The organism is Streptomyces mutabilis (genome assembly GCF_046628145.1).
Lineage (GTDB): Bacteria > Actinomycetota > Actinomycetes > Streptomycetales > Streptomycetaceae > Streptomyces > Streptomyces mutabilis.
Map to the genome: position 1 here is coordinate 5977300 of NZ_CP176874.1, position 18094 is coordinate 5995393.

Sequence of the window (18094 nt, forward strand, 5' to 3'; positions counted from 1 at the left end):
TGAAGCGGTAGTAGGAACGGCATGCGGGACGACGAAGGAACGGAGCGGTTCGTGAGCGGTGCGGGGGCGGGCGGCGGCACGGCGTCCGAGGGGCAGGGAACCTTCGACTCGGTGGACGGCTCGGTGGTCCGCGACCGGACCTCACCGGACACTGAGTCCGGTGTCGGTCCGCGCTCCCGCCGCCCCCGGTTCGCTCCGGGCTCCCAGGTCCTGGTGCGCGACGAGCAGTGGCTGGTGAAGAAGGTCGAGCCGACGAGGTACGACGGCTGGATGGTCGAGGCCTCCGGCGTCTCCTCCCTGGTGCGCGGCATGGACGCCGTCTTCTACGAGAAGTTGGACCACATCGAGCCGATCGACCCCGACAAGACCCGTCTGGTTCCCGACCCGTCACCGAACCACCGCAAGGCGCGCCTCTACCTGGAGGCCGTCATCCGCAAGACCGCCCTGCCGCAGACCGAGCACGGGCTCGCGCTGGTCGGCAACTTCCTCATGGACCAGCAGACGCACCAGCTCCGCCCCGCCGAGCTGGCCCTGTCCCAGGAGAACCCGCAGCCGCGCGTGCTCATCGCGGACGTGGTGGGTCTGGGCAAGACCCTGGAGATCGGCATCCTCCTCGCCGAGCTGATCCGCCGAGGGCGCGGCGAGCGCATCCTCGTGGTCACGCCGGCGCACGTCCTGGAGCAGTTCCAGCGCGAGCTGTGGACCCGCTTCTCCATTCCGCTCGTCCGTCTCGACTCCACCGGCATCCAGCGCATCCAGCAGGACATCCCGGCCGGCCGGAACCCGTTCGCCTACTTCAAGCGGGCGATCATCTCCGTGGACACCCTCAAGAGCGACGTCTACGCCCACCACCTGGAGAACACCGACTGGGACGCCGTCGTCATCGACGAATCCCACAACCTGGTCAACCGGAACACGAAGAACAACCATCTGGCCCGCCTCCTCGCCCGCCGCAGCGACGCCTTCGTCCTGGCCTCGGCCACCCCTCACAACGGGGACGCGCAGTCCTTCGCCGAACTGATCGGCATGCTGGACGAGGCCGCGATCGCCGACCCGTCGTCGTACGACGTGAAGGACCTGGGGCACCTCTACATCCGCCGCACCAAGACGGACCGTGAGGTACGCGACTCCCTCAAGGGCGAGTGGGCGGACCGCGGTCCCTCCAAGCCGGTGATCGCCAAGGCAACCGAGAAGGAGGAGGCGGTCCTGGCGGAGCTCGCCGCCCGCTGGATCCCGAGCGATCCGGCAGCCTCCTCCGTGTGCGTGGACTCGATGGTCGCCTACAACCTGCTGAAGGCCTTCCTCTCCTCCCACCGCGCCTTCCAGACCTCCGTCGCCGCCCGGACCAACACCCTCGAAAAGCCCCTGAAGGTCCGCAAGGGCCAGGACCCGGCCCAGCTGGAGGCCGCGCGTCAGATCGAACGGAAGGCGATCGTCGACCTCGCCCGCCTCGCGGACGATCTCGGCGACGACGACTCGTCCAAGCTCGAAGCCCTGGTCAAGGCGCTGGAGGAGATCGGCGTAGGCCCCGGCTCGGATACCCGTGTCGTGGTCTTCTCCGAGCGCATCCCCACCCTGAAGTGGCTGGCCGAAACCGTCCCGGCCCGGCTAGGCTTCCCGCGGACGAAGCAGCTGGAACAGGGCGAGAAGGATTCCAAGCCCTGGAAGGCATACGGCGGAGTCGTCGAGGTCATGCACGCCGACGCCTCCGGCGAGGAGGAGCAGCAGCGCATCGTCGAGGAGTTCGGCCTGGCCACGAAGCCCGTCCGGCTCCTGTTCACCGGCGACGTGGCCTCCGAGGGCGTCAACCTGCACCAGCAGTGCAACGAGCTGATCCACTACGACCTCCCCTGGTCGTTGATCCGCATCGAGCAGCGCAACGGCCGTATCGACCGCTACGGTCAGAAGAAGAACCCTCGCTTCCGGGCCCTGGTGCTCACCAGCGACGTGGAGTGGCGCACCGACGACGCGACCGGTGAGCCCCTGCCGCTCGACGACCGCCTTGTCGGCGCGAAGCTGCTCGCCCGCGAGGAGGAGGCCCACCGCATCGAGGGCACCGCGGAGGCGGTCACCGGGATCTACAAGGCGAAGGAAGAAGAGGATCGGCTCACCCGCGACCTCATCGCCGGCCGCACCGTCGAGGAGTCGATCAAGCAGTCGTCGTCGACGGCGGGTGGCGGAGCGAAGGCCATGCTCGCCAGGGCGATGGGCAACGTCGGAGCGAAGAAGCCGACGGACGACATCCCCCGGGCCACCGTGCCCAGCCTGTTCGGCACGGTCGGCAGCACCACCGCCACCTCCGACTACTTCGACGAGGCGCTCCGCCAGGTCTGCCACCCCAGCACCCCCGACATCGTCCTCAAGCTCCGCCGCGAAGGCGACGGAACCATCGCCTTCCAGCCGCCGCAGGACCTCCTCCACCGCCTGAAGGCCCTGCCCAAGTCCTATCTGACCGAACAGGCTATCCTCCCCACGGCGAACAAGGAGGCGCGCATCCGCCTCACCTTCGACAAGGGGCTCGCCGGCAAGCGCCTGAAGGTGGCCCGCGAAGAGTCCGACAGCCAGTGGCCGAACGTCAGTTACGTCTCCGACGTGCACCCCGTCCTGGACTGGGTCACCGACAAGGCGCTCGCCGCGCTCCGCCACGACGAGGCGTTCGTGCTCGCCTTCGACCCGGACCGCGACAAGGCGGCCGACATCAATCCGGAGCTGCCCGCAGCGCTCGACGGCCCGGTCTACCTCCTCCAGGGTATCTACTCGAACAAGGTCGGACGCCCCACCGTGGTCGAATGGATGGCCGTCACCGGCCTGCCCGACGCCCCGCGCACCTACCGCATGGACAACGCCTTCCTCGCCGCCTGCCGGGTCGGCCCGAGCATGCCGGGCCGCGCTGCTCCGGTGAACAAAGACCTCCTCCAGAGCTGGGTGCCGGCCGCGGTCGGCGAGGCGCGGAGGTTCCTGGAGGGGCGTGAGGCCGCGTACGCGCAGCAGATCGAGGCCGTGCTCGCGCCGTTCGAGAAGCGCGTCACCGAGTGGAAGCAGGCCGCGCTGTTCACCACGGAGGCCCGTCGCTCCCAGAAGAAGAAGAACGACGTGAACCTCACGGCCGACCGGCGCCGGACGCTGATCCGCTCCCTGCGCACGTCCGGCGCTCCGTTGCTGCGGCTCCTCGCCGTCCTCGAACCGCTCGCCGCCACCCCCGTACCACCCACCGCCGGGTCCGCCGCGACCGACCTGCCCGACGCCGGAGAGACGACCGCCCGATGAGCACCGACTTCGACTCCTTCTCCAACCGCGGCGAGTACCTGTCCGCGCATTACTTCGCCGAGCAGCTCGCCGACGGCCTGAAGAAGGGCGTCTTCGCGATCTGGGCCGACCGCGAGTCCGACGAGAACAACGAGCGGACCACTCCGCGTGTCGCCCTGCGCGGCCTGCGCTCCGTCTACCTCGACGAGAAGTACCGGGGATTCTTCGCCGAGCAGGCCAAGGCGGACGCCGCGGACGACCAATACCCGGACAAGGAGGGCTTCGAGGAGCGCCTCAACACCTACGAGGACGATGAGTGGCGCGAGCGCGTCGCCGCATGGCACCGCAAGGTCCTCACCGCCCTCGGATACCCGGGGGCCGACGCCGAAGACGGCCCGCGCGAGCTGACCGTCCACCGTGCCGGGCGCGACCACACGGTGAAGGTCGCCTGGCACGGTGACGGCATCGTCGCCGTCGACTGCGGCTGGTCCGCGAAAAATGACACCGCCCTGGACGCCGACGGCTACGGTCGTCTGCTCCACCCGCTGCGAACAGTGGGGAACGGCGAGACCTACGAGTCCGGCCACGCCCTCGCCACCTGGCTGTTCCAGAGCGAACTGGGCGGCGAGGGCGGCAGCGCCCCGCGGTTCGTCCTGCTGCTCTGCGGCGGTGTGATCGTCCTGGCCGACCGGCAGGCATGGGGCGAGGGCCGCTACCTCGCCGTCAACCTCGACGCCGCCCTGGAGCGCTACGACCGCAAGCAGTGCGGCGAACTTGCCACCATCGCCGGTCTGTTCAGCCACGACGCGCTCGCCCCGACCGAGGACGGCAAGGGGCCCGCCATCGACGCCCTGGTCAAGGCGTCCAGGGACAACGCGGTCGGGGTCTCCGGCGAGCTGCGCCAGGGACTCCAGAAGTCCGTCGAAATCATCGCCAACGAGGTCCTGGCCCGGCTGGAGGAGACCGGTCTCGAACCGCGCGACCTCGAAGAGCCTGGGGAGCCCTTCGCCCGGCAGCTCACCCGCGAGGCGCTGCGCTACCTCTACCGCATCCTGTTCCTCCTGTACGCCGAGGCCCGCCCCGAACTGGGCATCCTCCCCGCCGACGACGGCACGTACGAGGCCGGCTATTCGGTGGCCCGCCTGCGCGAGATCGTCGAGCGGGACGCCCAGCTCACGGACGAGACCGCCCGGAACGGTACCCACCTCCACGACTCCCTCGGCCTCCTCTTCAACAAGGTCAACTACGGGCACCGCGAGTACGGCACCGAGCCGTGGGACGAGCAGGACGGCGACGACGCCGAGACCCGGAAGAAGAAGGCCAAGCAGCGCAGCGAGGGCCGCGGGCTGCGCTTCGAACCGCTGCGGAGTGAGCTCTTCGAGCCGGGGGCGGTGAAGCTCATCGGTCGCGGAACCCGTGACCCGCGCCGTGACGAGGAGAGCCCGGAGGGCCCGGCCTGGCTGGATCTGCGTCTGCGCAACAGCGCGCTGCACGAGGTGCTGCGCCTGCTGACCATGAAGAAGGCCAAGCGGCGCGGTGAGCGTGGCGGCTTCATCTCGTACCGCAACCTGGGCATCAACCAGCTCGGCGCGGTCTACGAGGGCCTGATGTCGTACACCGGCATCATCGCGGACAAGGAGCTGTGCGAGGTCGCGAAGGGCGGAGACCCGGAGAAGGGGTCGTGGCTCGTCCCCTCGTACCGGCTCAAGGAGTACGACGAGAAGACCTGGGTCCAGTACGACGAGCGGGACCGCGAGGAGAAGGGCCTGCGCGGGCCGAAGAAGTACCCGGCGGGGACGTTCGTCTACCGCCTCGCGGGGCGTGACCGGGAGACCTCCGCCTCCTACTACACTCCCGAGTCGCTGACGAAGGTCACCGTCGAACTGGCCCTGAAGCACCGCTTGGACCAGGAGAAGGACGAGGCCGGGAACGTCATCAAGACCCGGGCTTCGGAGCTGCTGAAGTACCGCATCTGCGAGCCGGCGCTCGGTTCCGGGGCGTTCCTCAACGAGGCGATCAACCAGGTCGCCGAGGAGTATCTGCGGCGGCGGCAGGACGAGCTGGGCCGCTCGATCCCGACCTCGCAGGCGTTGACGGAGAAGCAGAAGGTCAAGGCGTACATCGCGCTGCACAACGCGTACGGCGTGGACCTGAACCGGACGGGCGTCGAGCTGGCCGAGGTCTCGCTGTGGCTCAACACGATGCATCCCGGAATGCGGGCGCCGTGGTTCGGGTTGCACCTGCGGCGCGGTAACTCGCTGATCGGCGGGCGGCGCGCGGTGTACGCGGCGGAGGATGTCTCACCGCAGAAGGGCAAGCCCGCCTGGCTGAAGGACAAGGACACCCTGGCGCCGACGCGGCTGCCGTTCCGGGACAACGAGGCGGGCGGGCAGGAACTGCCGCTGCCGGACGGTGCGGTGCACCAGTTCCTGCTGCCGACGCCGGGCTGGGCGGCGGTGACGCGGGCGGGCGGTGACGCGAAGAAGCTGCTCGGGCAGCTTGCCGGGGATGGCGTGGAGCAGCTCAAGGACTGGAAGAAGGGCATCCTCCAGAAGCCGGAGCGGAAGTACACGAAGGCCGGCACGCCGAGGATCGACCGGAAGACCGGGGACGAGGCCGCCTCCCAGTACACGCGGCTGCGGGACGCGGCGCGACGCGCGGAGTTCCTGTGGAAGCTCGTCGTCAAGCGGATGGAGCTGTCGGAGCGGGAGATCGCCCGCAGCATCGACGTCTGGGAAGCCGACCCGAGGGACGAGGAGTTCGCGTTTCTGCGCCGAGCTGAGAACGGCGATGCCACGCGGCTGTCGAAGGAGAAGGTCTACGCGGACCTCTTCAACGCCGTGGACACGCCGTACTGGCGGCTGAAGCAGGTGATGGACGCCTGGTGCGCGCTGTGGTTCTGGCCGGTGAACAAGGTCGGTCTGCTCGACGGCACGGACGGGGAGTACGCGGCGGAGTCCGTCGACGTGGAGGAGCTGCTGGGCGGGTTCGGGGAGCTGGCGACGCCTCAGGTGGCTCCGGAGGAGGCGCGGTCGAGTAGCGAACCTGCGCCTGCTCCTGCGGCGAGCGGGCCCGCGCCCCGGTTCGCTCAGGCGGGGTTGCTCTTCCAGATGGCTGGTGATCAGCCCTCCCTCGACGACGCGGGCATGGAGGCGGAGGGGGACTACTTCTACGAGGTGCAAAAGGCTGGCGTCCCGAAGCAGCGCAAGAAGCCGAAGGGTCCCGTGCCAAAGCGTCGCCGCCCTGCCATCCCGCTCAAGGACTTGAACGACTGGCTCGACTTCCTGGAGTCGATGCTCGGGGTTGGTCCTGTTCCGGACGACAGCATCGGATCCGCCTTCGACAGTCTTGAGGGGTTGAAGGACTACGAAGAGCTACTCCTGGACGAGATGTGGATGGACCGGCTCGATCCGGAGACGCGCTACCCGTGGATGCGGGCCGTTCGGGAGATTGCCGAGGAGCAGGGCTTCCTGCACTGGGAGTTGGATTTCGCGTTCGCCTTCGCTGAAGGGGGCGGGTTCGATCTGCAGGTGGGGAACCCGCCGTGGGTGCGGCCGCAGTGGAAAGAGGACTCCGTCATTGCCGAGTTCGAACCGTGGTTCATGCTTACGGAGAAGCCGCCAGCGACCGAGAAGCGGCGGCGACGCGCGGCTGAGCTGGTTAAGGCGGAGGTAGCGACGTACACGTTGCGGGAGATGACGTCCACGATCGCACTAGCCGACTACCTGGCAGCGTCGCAGGTCTATCCGCTGATCACGGGAACGAAGCCCGATCTGTATCGCACATTCATGTGCCAAACGTGGGATCACACCGCAGCGTTCGGCAGCGTTGGGTTGGTGCACCCCGACACCCACTTCAATGGGGAGAAAGAGGCCAGTCTCCGTGAGGCCGCATACCGGCGGCTCCGGATGCACGGCGACTTCGTCAATGCGGGCAATAGGTTCTTCCCGCCACCCGTCGGTCGGTCCAGCCACTTCGGAGTCCACATCTACGGCACGCCTGGGCAGATCAACTTCCAGCACCTGTCCTGGCTCTTCTCCGTCGATGCGTTCCGGCTATCTGCGGGACACGATGGCAAGGGGGACGCACCAGGCGTAAAGTTCAACGGTGACTGGGATGAGCGACCGCACAGCAAGCGGATTATCCGGGTAACGAGGGATACTCTGGCGCGCTGGCAAAAGCTCTCCGGGGAACAGGAAGTTCCCGTGGAAAGAGCTCGCCTCCTCACTCCAGTTAGTACGGCTGAGGATCCTGCCATCAACGCGCTTGCAGCGTATCCATCGCGTCTTTTGGGGCTACGTCCACAAATCACCATTGGATTCGATGAAGGAGCCGCTAAGAAGCCGGAATACGGCCCCAATAAAGACCAGTCCCTGATTGACTACAACAAAGGCCATAACGGTAGGAGTGATTACCAGGCTGATGGTTGGGAGGAGGTTATCCTCAAGGGCCCGCAGATCGGCGTTGCCAATCCCTTTTACAAGCAGCCCAGTCAGGGGAACGGTGAGGTGCGTGGACTCAACCACGTCACATTGTCCCCAGGGGCGGTGCCCGAGTCGGAGTACCGACGCGTCGTGGATGAGGCCGCCTATCGAGGTGAGCATGACCGGTGGCTGAACTACGAGCTACTTGAGCGTCTGAGGGCTTCGGACCAGGAAATTCGAGCCGTACGGGATTCGCTCGCCGAAAAACAGGCCTGCCGCCCGGAAACGATCCCTTACGAGTCGGTGGACGAGGTTTTCGTGGCGCGGGCGACAAGGCCGTACACAGAATTCTTCCGGTTTGCTTGGCGTCGGCAGATCGCGCCGGATACTGAGCGCGCTCTGTTCGCGGCTATAATTCCACCACAGGCTGCACACGTACACATGGTGTACAGCGCAGCCCTGCGTTCCAACCGTGCAACGAGTTTGGCAGCAGGGTTCTGGGCGTCGCTCCCGCTGGATTACTTCCTTCGTACGACAGGACGTGGAGATCTCCAGCTCGCCGGTGCGCATGCTATGCCCGCGGCACAAAGTGACCACCCCCTAGCCCCTGCCCTCCTTCTCCGCACCCTTCGCCTGAACTGCCTCACCACTGCCTACGCCGACCTCTGGAAGGAACTCCACGACCTCACCTGGGCCGACCAGGAGCCCTGGGCACGCCCCTGGCCCTTGATGTCGACGAGACTCAACGAGACCACCCCCACCTGGCAGCGCGATACCCCCCTCCGTACTGAGTACGCCCGCCGAGCCGCCCTCGTCGAGATCGACGCCCTCGTAGCCGTATGGCTCGGCATCGATGCCGACACGCTCATCACCATGTACAGGGCCCGCTTCCCGATCATGCAGGACTTCGATCGAGTGACCTGGTTCGACGCCACCGAGCGCAAGATCGCCGGTGACCGCTACACCTACGGCCACGGCCAGGACAAGGACCACTGGAAGCAGTTCGAGAAGTATCAGGCCGACCCCGCCTTCAAAGCCCACCAGGCTGACCCGGAAAACAACCCCGCTCCCCAAACCCCCGCCCCCGACGGCTACACCGCCCCCTTCTACAAGGCCGACCGCGAGATCGAGATGCGCGAAGCCCACGCCTACTTCCAGAAGCGGCTGGATGAGGCCGTCGCCGCCGGTAAGTGGGACCCGGTCAAGCAGGAGGTGCCGAAGCCGTGAGGCCGACGCTCGAAGCGGAGGGGTTGAAGGAGAGCCTGCTCCAGTACCTTTCCACCACCTACGCCCTGACCGACGAGGGCGCCCGGAAGGCGCTGCACCGGTTCTTGGGGGACGACAACTCCGGCATGTTCCGGGGCCCGTTCCTCCGCCTGCGCACGCCCTTCGTCCCGGCGGACCCGTCGTGGGAGCAGTACCTGGACTGGCGCCGCACGGACGGCTGGACGCCGTACGCTCACCAGGCCGTGGCCTTCGAGCGACTGTCGTCCGCAGGCGGGCGGACGCCCCGGCCGACCCTCGTCACCACCGGCACCGGATCCGGCAAGACGGAATCCTTCCTCTACCCGGTGCTCGACCACTGCGCCCGCGAGCGGGCCGCCGGTCAGGCAGGCGTCAAGGCCGTGTTCCTGTACCCCATGAACGCCCTCGCCACCGACCAGGCGCAGCGCATCAACGGGCTCCTCACCGATTACCCCGAACTCAACAAGGTCCGGGCCGGTCTCTACATCGGTGAGCGCGCGGCCACCCGGTACGGGCGGGTGTACACCGACCGCTACGACATGCAGGTCACCCCACCCGACATCCTCATCACCAACTACAAGATGCTGGACCTCCTCCTCCAGCGTGCCGACGACGCCGCGATGTGGGCGGGCTCCGACATCCGGTACGTCGTCGTCGACGAGTTCCACACCTACGACGGCGCGCAAGGCACGGACGTGGCGATGCTCCTGCGCCGGCTCGCCTCCGCCGTCGGGGCCTCGGAGAAGGGGCGTCCGCTCGGCCGTATCTGCCCGGTCGCCACCTCCGCGACCCTCGCCTCCGGGACGGACGCAGACGGAGCGCGGCAGTTGCTCGACGTGGCGACCCAGGTGTTCGGCACCGAGTTCACCGCAGACGCCATCGTTGGTGAACAGCGGCTGACGGTGGACGAGTTCGTGCCCAGCGACGACTTCGACCCGATCCTGCCCGTGCCGACTCCCGACGAGCTGGCCGCGCTGCCCGATCCCACGCTCGGCGATGAGGAGTTCGCCGCTCTCGCAGAGGTCGTCACCGGGAGCCGGGACACCGATCCGTTCACGCTCGGCCGGGTAATGAAGCGGCACCCGCTGACCGCCGCCGTGCTGCACGCCCTGGACGGGCAGGTGCGTTCCATGCCCGAGGTCCTGGATCTGATGTGGCGCCGCGGCGCCCAGGCCTGGGGCCGGACCATCACCCTGCGCCCCGAGGTGGCGGCGAAGGCACTCGCCCGCTTCGTCGCGCTCCTCTCGGTCGCCCGAGACCCGGCGTCCACGCCCAAGGAACCCCGTCCCTTCGTGCAGGCCGAGGTCCACCAGTGGGCCCGGTCGGTCTCCCGCCTCGTACGAGGTGTGCTGCCCTGGCCCAAGGCCGAGTTCCAGTGGGACGTGGCCGGCGCGCCCGAGACCTCCGAGGAGGCGACAGCACGCACCGCGCCCGTCACCACCGCCACCGAGGGACAGTCGGCGAACCTGTTCCTGCCCGCCGTCTACTGCCGTGACTGCGGCCGGTCCGGCTGGGCGGTCTTCACCCCGGAGTCCGACGATCTGGCCGTCGAGGTCGACACGCACAAGATCCGGCGGGCCTCGGTCAGCCAGGACAAGATGCGGGTGCGCAATCTCATCGCCGCCACTGACGGCGAGGCGCGGGAAGGTTCCGGAGCCGCGCCCATGGAAGGGGCAGGACGCGCTGCCGGGCGCGCCGGCGCCAACGCGCTCCATGTGGCCGGGGCGGGCCAGCTCCGCGTCTTGGACGGCCCGAAGCGCAGGCTGCGGCTCCCCGACCCGGTGGCCGACTACGAACCGGAAACCGGCAGCCCCCGGCTGACCGGCGCCGACTCGGCGTTCGTGCTCGTCTACCTGGGGGAGACCGCGACCACCGCCGCCGAGGAGGACTGGTGCCCGGCCTGCGGCTCGCGCAACACGATCCGCTTCCTCGGTACCGGCGCCGCCGCGCTCGCCGCCGCCTCCGTCACCCAGCTGTTCACCGGCGGGGAACTGGACGAGAAGCAGGGTGAGACGAAGACCCTGATGTTCAACGACTCGGTGCAGGACGCCGCGCACCGCGCCGGATTCGTCGCCAGCCGCTCGTACACCTTCTCGCTGCGCGCCCTGTTCAAGAGCCACCTCTCCGAGGACGCCCCGACCGCGCTCAACGACCTGATCGCCGATGTGGTCGCCGCGACCACCGACCGCACGACGCTCGCCGCCGTCGTCCCCACCGACCTGCACGACATCAAGGGCGTCAAGAAACTCCTCTCCGGTCAGGGCCGGGGAGGGGACTACAAGACCTGGCAGCTGATCGGGGAGCGCTTCGCCTTCGAGGCGCTGATGGAGTTCGGGTTCCGGTCCCGTAACGGCCGCACCCTCGAACTCACCCGCACCGCCGCCGCGCAGGTACGCATAGCGGATCCGTCCGCCGCCGTCGAGATCGTCCGCACCACGCACACCGCCCCGTACGGCAAGGGCGGCCAACTACCTGTCCCCGACGCACTGGACGACGACCGGTACCTTTCTTTCCTTCGAATCTTCCTGGAGCGGCTGCGGACCCGCGGCGCCATCGGCCACCGCTGGCTGGACGGCTATCTGAAGGAAGCCGGAACCAGCCGCTACTTCATCTGGGGCAAGCGGCCCGTCGGTATGCGTGCCTTCCCCAAGGGCATCGCCGCACCCGTCTTCCTGCTGAGCGCGCCGAAGTCGAGGAGCGAGTTCGACTTCGCCACCGGACGCCTCTCGTGGTACGAGCGGTGGGCACAGCGCAGCCTCGGACTGCCCCGCGAGCACGCCGCCGAGTTCTGGTCCCGGCTGCTGCCCGAACTCGTCGCCGCCGGGCTGCTCGCCGCCCGCACGCCCGAGGACAGCAGCCTGCGGATCTACGGGCTCAAGCCGGGTGCCGTCGACGTTCAGCTGTTGAAGGACGATGAGGTCAACGAGGCGTTCGTCCGCTGCCCGTCCTGCTTCTGGGAACAGACCGTCCACCCGTCCCTGCTCGGACAGTGGGACGGCCAGAAGTGCCCCGCCTACCGCTGCCGCACCGGCCGTCTCGTCGCCGGAACCCGGCCGGAAGGGCTCGGCCGACACCAGCGCGACCGCGACTACCGCGAGGACTACTACCGCAGGCTCTACCGCAAGGCCGGCACCTACCAGGTGATCACCGCCGAGCACACCGGCATGCTCACCCGCCCGGAACGCGAGCGGGTCGAGGCGGCGTTCCGGGACGGCAGCGGTTTTAAGGACCCCAACGTGCTGTCCTGCACGCCCACCTTGGAGATGGGCATCGACATCGGCGACTTGTCGGCCGTTGTGCTCGCCGCCCTGCCCCGCCGCGCCGCCAACTACGTCCAGCAGGTCGGCCGCGCGGGACGGCGCACCGGCAACGCCTTCCTCCTCACCATTCCCGACCGCAGCCGTCGGGACCTGTACTACCTCGACCAGCCCCGCGAGATGATCGCCGGGCAGATCGTGCCGCCGGGCAGCCACCTGTCGGCGATCGAGATCCTGCGCCGGCAGTACCTGGCCCACCTCCTCGACCTCGCCGCGCAGGGCCGGCTGAAGCGCGCCGACGGGCGGACGCTCGCGGCGATCCCCCGTGAAGCACCGGCCCTCTTCGGTCCCACCGGATACCTCGAAGACCTCGTCGAGGCCGCGCTCGCCGGTGCCACCGAGCACGTGGAGGCCTTCCTCGGTCTCTTCCCCACGGGTGTCAGCCCCCAGGCCGCCGACGAACTGCGCGATTACGCCAAGCGCAGGCTGCGCGGCACCGTGGAGGAGGCCGCACGGCAGTGGAAGCGCGGGGAGGAGGAACTTCGGCGCAGGCTCACCTTCATCGACGAGGCCGTCCGCGAACTGCACGAGGACGACGACGAGCAGCGCGTCCGCAAAGCCGAACTCGAAGCGGAGCACCGGGCCGTCGGCCGACGCCTGATGAAACGCGGCAACGTGACCGCCCAGCAGGCCCTCTGCGACCTCGGCCTGTTGCCGAACTACGCCTTGCTCGACGCCGTCACCACCCTCAATGCCACCCTGTACTGGTTCGACGGCCCCGATCCGAAGACGGGGCGGGAACGCTTCGACTCCAAGATGCGTCCGTACGAGCGGCCCCAGCGCTACGCGCTGTCCGAACTCGCGCCCGGCAATACGTTCTATGTCAACGGTTACAAGCACCAGATCACCGGCATCGAGATCGGCAACTCCACCCGGCCCGACTGGACGCCCTGGCGCTTCTGCCGTGAGTGCGGCTACGTCCGCACCGAGAACGCCGCCGAGGACCGCAGCCCGTGCCCGCGCTGCCACAGCACCGGCATCGCCGACGACGGCTCCTGCCTCCACCATGTGATCGAACCGACCGTCGTCACCTCCCGCGACAAGCGCGACGACGCCCGCATCGGAGACGACAAGGACGACCGCGAGCAGCGCTTCTACACCGTCATCGACGCGGTCGACTTTTCGGCGGAGCACATCCAGGCCAAGGCGTCCTGGCGGCACACCCGCGAGACCTTCGGCGTCGACTACTCCCGCAAGGCGGTCATCCGCAGGATCAACGTCGGCCCGATGCGGTTCGACGCCCGCGCCGAGGAGGAACTGGCCGGACAGGACGTCCGGCTGGCGCCCTTCCACGTCTGCACCGCCTGCGGGGCGGCCAGTGCAGACGGCAAGCCCGTCTTCGACCACGACACCGACGCCCTCGACACCTCCGCCGTACGCAACCCCTCCGTCAAGCACCACCAGCCCTGGTGCCCGCTGCGCCGGGGCAAGAGGGGGGCGGACGCGCCGAAGCAGGAACCGGTGCTCCTCGCCCACCAACTCACCACCGAGGCCCTGCGCATCCTGCTGCCGGCCGCGACCGTCCTCGTCGACGAGAAGGTCCACTCCTTCCGGGCCGCGCTACGGCTCGGCGTCGACCGGCACTTCGGCGGCGACCCCGTCCACCTGGACACCACCCTCGCCACGATGCCCGACGCGGCCACCGGCGAGCGGCGGCACTTCCTCGTCCTGTACGACCGGCTGCCGGGAGGCACTGGCTATCTGGACCGGCTCAAGGGGCCCGACGCCTTCCGCGACACCCTCGCCGACGCACGGCAGATGCTGATCGCATGCCCCTGCAAGGAAGAGGGGCGGCGCGCCTGCCACCGCTGCCTGCACCGCCATGCGGAGGAGCGGTACCAGGACGTGGTCTCGCGCAAGGACGCGCTGGAGATCATCAACAGTCTGCTCGGTCCCGTCGATGAGGACGGCCGTCCGCTCACCGACGACGAGGGAAAACCGGTCAACTACTGGGCCACCAAGGAGATCCCGACGACCGCCGCGATCGGCCTGGACCGGCAGGTCGAGTCCGACCTGGAAGCCCGCTTCCTCGCCGCCCTGCGTACCTGGAGCGGGGACCAGGACGACGCCGCCCTGGAGGAGAGCGGTGCGCACAGCGGCCTCCTGCGGTTCGCGGGGGCCGCGGCATGGCGCATGACCGCCCAGCGCGACGAGGAGTTCACCCGGACCGACTTTACCTTCGAGAGGACCGACGGCACACCCCAGATGGTGCACGTCTTCCTCGACGGCCACCGCTTCCACGCGACCCGCACGCACAACCGGATCGCTTCGGACTCCAGGAAGCGGGACGAGCTGCGCGCCGGCGGAGCCCTCGTCTTCCAGATCACCTGGGACGACCTCGAACTCTTCGAGAAGGGCGAACGTGCCAAGGCCCACCCGGTGTGGCCGCCCTACCGGCGCACCGGCCAGGACACCGCGAAGGACTGGTACGAGGAGCTCGGCGGCGATCGCGCCGACCTTGCCGACGCCGTCTTCGCCAACCCCATCGACACGCTCCTCGGCTACCTCCGCGACCCCTCCCGCACCCGCTGGGGGCGGCGGGCCCAGGCGCTGGTCGGCGGACTCCTCAGTGCGCCCGAACCGCTGGCCCAGAACGTCGATCCCGCGCAGGCCCGCGCGACCCTGCGCAGCGCTCTGGGGTCCCTCGCGAAGGGCGGGAACCCGGCGGCCGACCTTGAACCCGTCACCGGGAACGGCGAGATCCTCGTCCTTTCCACCGCCGACGAACACGGTCTGCCGCTGCTCTACACCGTCGACCCGTCCGGCGGGCCGGACGGCACCGCCGGGGTCGGTTGGGGCGCCCTCGCCGTACTCGACGACCAGGACCAGGACCAGCTCGGGACCGCCGCACACAAACTCCGGTGGCGTTCCTGGCTCTACTGGTCCAACCTCCTCCAGTTCCTCGCCTTCACCGGAGGTGACGGCGTGCAGCTCGCCGGCAGCCTGGCCGGCGACTTCGCCGTGGAGGTCCTGCGGGTCTCGGGCGGCCCCGGGGAGCTGGAGACGCTCATCGCGCGGCTGCACCCCGAGACGGCAGCCGCCGATGCCACGGCTCCTGCGGACGTCACGGAGCCGACGACGGACCGGTCCACGGACTCCTCCTCTCTGGAGCAGGCGGTCGAAGGACTGCTACGGGACGCGGCCTGGGACGAGGACATCCTCGAACTCCTCGAAGAAGACGAACCCGACTCCGATCTCACGCAGTTGGCCAAGACGCTCGCCGCGCGGGGCAAGAAGGCCCCGGTCTTCGGCTACGAGTTGGGCGACCGAGGCTGGCAGGCCGACTTCGCCTGGCCCGGTGCCACCAAGGTGGCGGTGTTCGTCGACTCCGACGCCCACGACAGCGAGGAACGCCAGAAGCGGGACAACGCGTACACCGGCGACGGCTGGACCGTACGCACGGCAGCCGAATGGCTCGACCACCTCGACACCCTGCTCACCCTGCTCCCGGACACGGAAGGCACCACCCACCGATGACCGCACGGCTCAGCCTGTACGAGAAGGCCGAACAGGAGCTGTACAAGCTCGACCGCTCGGTCAAGGGCAAGTTCTACGACTTCTGCCACCGCTTCCGGCAGAACCCCGACCACCCCGGCCTCGACCTCAAGCCGCTCAAGGGCGACGGCCGCGTCTACCGCGCCAAGATCGACCAGTGCTACCGGGCGCTCCTTGCCAAGATCGGCATCGACGGTGCCGGTCGCGAGAAGTGGCTGGTCGTCGCTGTCCGACACCGCAAGCACGTCTACGAAGAACTCTCCGTCGCGATCAACCGCATCACCGGAGAGATCGAGTTCGTAGACCTTTCCGTGGTGGGCCAGAGCGTCCTCCAGCGGGCCGGGATGACGCTCACCCCGGCCGAGCAGCCGGACGTCACGGACGAGCCGGAGACGACCGCCCCCGTACCGGCCACCGCCGAACCCGCGGACGCCACGCCCGCCGTTCCCCAGGCCGAGCCGCTCCTCGCCGACGTCTCAGCCGAAGACCTCCGCGACCTCGGCGTCGCCGAACAGCTCATCGACCTCGCCCTCGCGGTCACCGAGAGCACCGAACTCGACGCTCTCGTCTCCGGCGCTCCCCTCCTCACCAAAGACATCCTGTACGGCCTCGCCGCGGGTCTGTCCATCGCTGACGTGCGCAAGGAGATCACCGCTCCCGTCGACGTCAAACTCGACGAATCGGAGAGGCAGGACCTGGACGCGGCGCTCGCCCGCACCACGGTCACCACCATCGACGACGCCTTGAAGGACATCATCGAAGAGGGGGACTTCCGAGCCTGGAAGGTCTTCCTCCACCCCGCCCAGGCCAAGCTCGTCGACCGCCGCTACAGCGGGCCGTTCAGGGTGTCCGGCGGCCCCGGCACCGGGAAGACCATCGTCGCCCTCCACCGCGTCAAGCACCTCGCCGAACAACTGCCCCCCGGCCACAGCAAGCCGATCCTGCTCACCACCTTCACCAAGAACCTCACCACCGACCTGCGCGCCCGTCTCGCGTCCCTGCTCGAACCCGACCTGCTGGCCCGAGTCGACATCACGCACATCGACCAGCTCGCCGCCCGCGTCCTCAACGAGAACACCGTCGCCGGTGCCGGTAAGCAGCGCATCTACGACAACGTCGCTCTGAACATCCTCCGCCAGGTCCTCCTCGAACTCGACGAGAAGCGCTGGGACGCCGAGTTCCTTTATGAGGAATGGGAGCAGGTGATCCTCGGTCAGTCCCTCGGTACCCGCAAGGCGTACTTCGACGCCCGGCGAGCCGGGCGTGGCCGGTCCGTCAGCCGACCCGACCGGGCGCAGATCTGGAAGATCCTGGAGCAGTTCACCACCCGTCTCGACAAGGAAGGGCGCGAGACCTGGGGCCAGGCTGCCGAGCGCGCCGCCCGCTTCGAGATGCAGCGTGCCGCCAAGATCGAGCAACGTCAGGAGTACAAGGACGAGATCGGCGGCAAGGACCTCATCCACCGCGACGACAGCTCCGGCATGTACTACCTGGGCCACCGGTACAAGCACATCGTCGTCGACGAGGCGCAGGACCTCAGGCCCGCCCACTGGAAGATGCTCCGCGCCATGGTCGCGCCGGGCGAGGACGACATGTTCATCGCCGGCGACACCCACCAGCGCATCTACGACCAGCAGGTCACCCTGGGCACCGTCGGCGTCAACATCCGCGGTCGCGCGGCCCGCCTCACCCTCAGCTACCGCACCACCCGCGAGATCTTGAACCGGGCCATGGAAGTGGTGAACCCCAAGAGCGACCAGATCACCTTCGACGACCTGGACGACGGCACCGACAACCTCGACGGCTACCGCTCGGTTCTGCGCGGCCCGGCTCCCGAGTTCGTCCGCTGCGACAGCTGGGACGACGAACTCGCCAAGCTCGCCACCACGCTCCGGGCCTGGCGCCAGGAGCTCGCCACCGGCGGAGCCGACGGCAAGGCCCGCGACCCCCGCGGGAACATCGCGGTGTGTGTCGCCGACCGCGAGGCCGTCAACCAGGTCATGTACTACCTGGCGACCGAGGCCGAGCTGACCGTCGCCGAACTCACCAAGGAGGGTGTTAAGGGAGACGGCGACATCCACGTCGGCACCATGCACCGCTTCAAGGGGCTCGAATACCAGAGGCTCGCCATCGTCGGTGCCCGCGACGGCGTCATCCCCCGCGCGTCCGTCGTCCAGCGCTACCGCGACACGGACCCCCGGCGCCTCGCCCGCGAGGAACTGAAGGCACGGTCACTGCTGTTCGTCGCGGCCACTCGCGCCCGCGACACCCTGCGGATCAGCTGGTACGGCAAGCCGAGTCCTTACCTGCCCAGGTAGAGGTGTGCGGAAGCCCTGCCGCCCTTGATCGGGCGGCAGGGCTCACGCT

At 68.7% G+C, this 18094-nt stretch carries 4 protein-coding genes; all 4 read left to right on the forward strand.

The window, feature by feature from the left end; translation table 11 throughout:
* Window positions 1-21: 21 nt before the first annotated feature.
* From ACLIN4_RS26985 to ACLIN4_RS27000, 4 genes are read left to right on the forward strand one after another with little or no spacing between them, the layout of a single operon-like run.
* A complete protein-coding gene (locus ACLIN4_RS26985; RefSeq protein ID WP_411576312.1) occupies window positions 22-3267 on the forward strand; it encodes an SNF2-related protein in 3246 nt (1081 codons plus the stop codon).
* A complete protein-coding gene (locus tag ACLIN4_RS26990; protein ID WP_411576313.1) occupies window positions 3264-8897 on the forward strand; it encodes a hypothetical protein in 5634 nt (1877 codons plus the stop codon). The genes ACLIN4_RS26985 and ACLIN4_RS26990 overlap by 4 nt, the downstream gene beginning before the upstream one ends.
* Entirely contained in the window at window positions 8894-15709 is a 6816-nt protein-coding gene (locus tag ACLIN4_RS26995) for a DEAD/DEAH box helicase (RefSeq protein ID WP_411576314.1), read from the forward strand. Before ACLIN4_RS26990 ends, ACLIN4_RS26995 begins: the two co-directional genes overlap by 4 nt.
* On the forward strand, window positions 15706-18045 hold the full coding sequence (locus ACLIN4_RS27000; protein ID WP_411576315.1) for a UvrD-helicase domain-containing protein: 2340 nt from the start codon (window positions 15706-15708) through the stop codon (window positions 18043-18045). The genes ACLIN4_RS26995 and ACLIN4_RS27000 overlap by 4 nt, the downstream gene beginning before the upstream one ends.
* The last annotated feature ends 49 nt before the right edge of the window (window positions 18046-18094 follow it).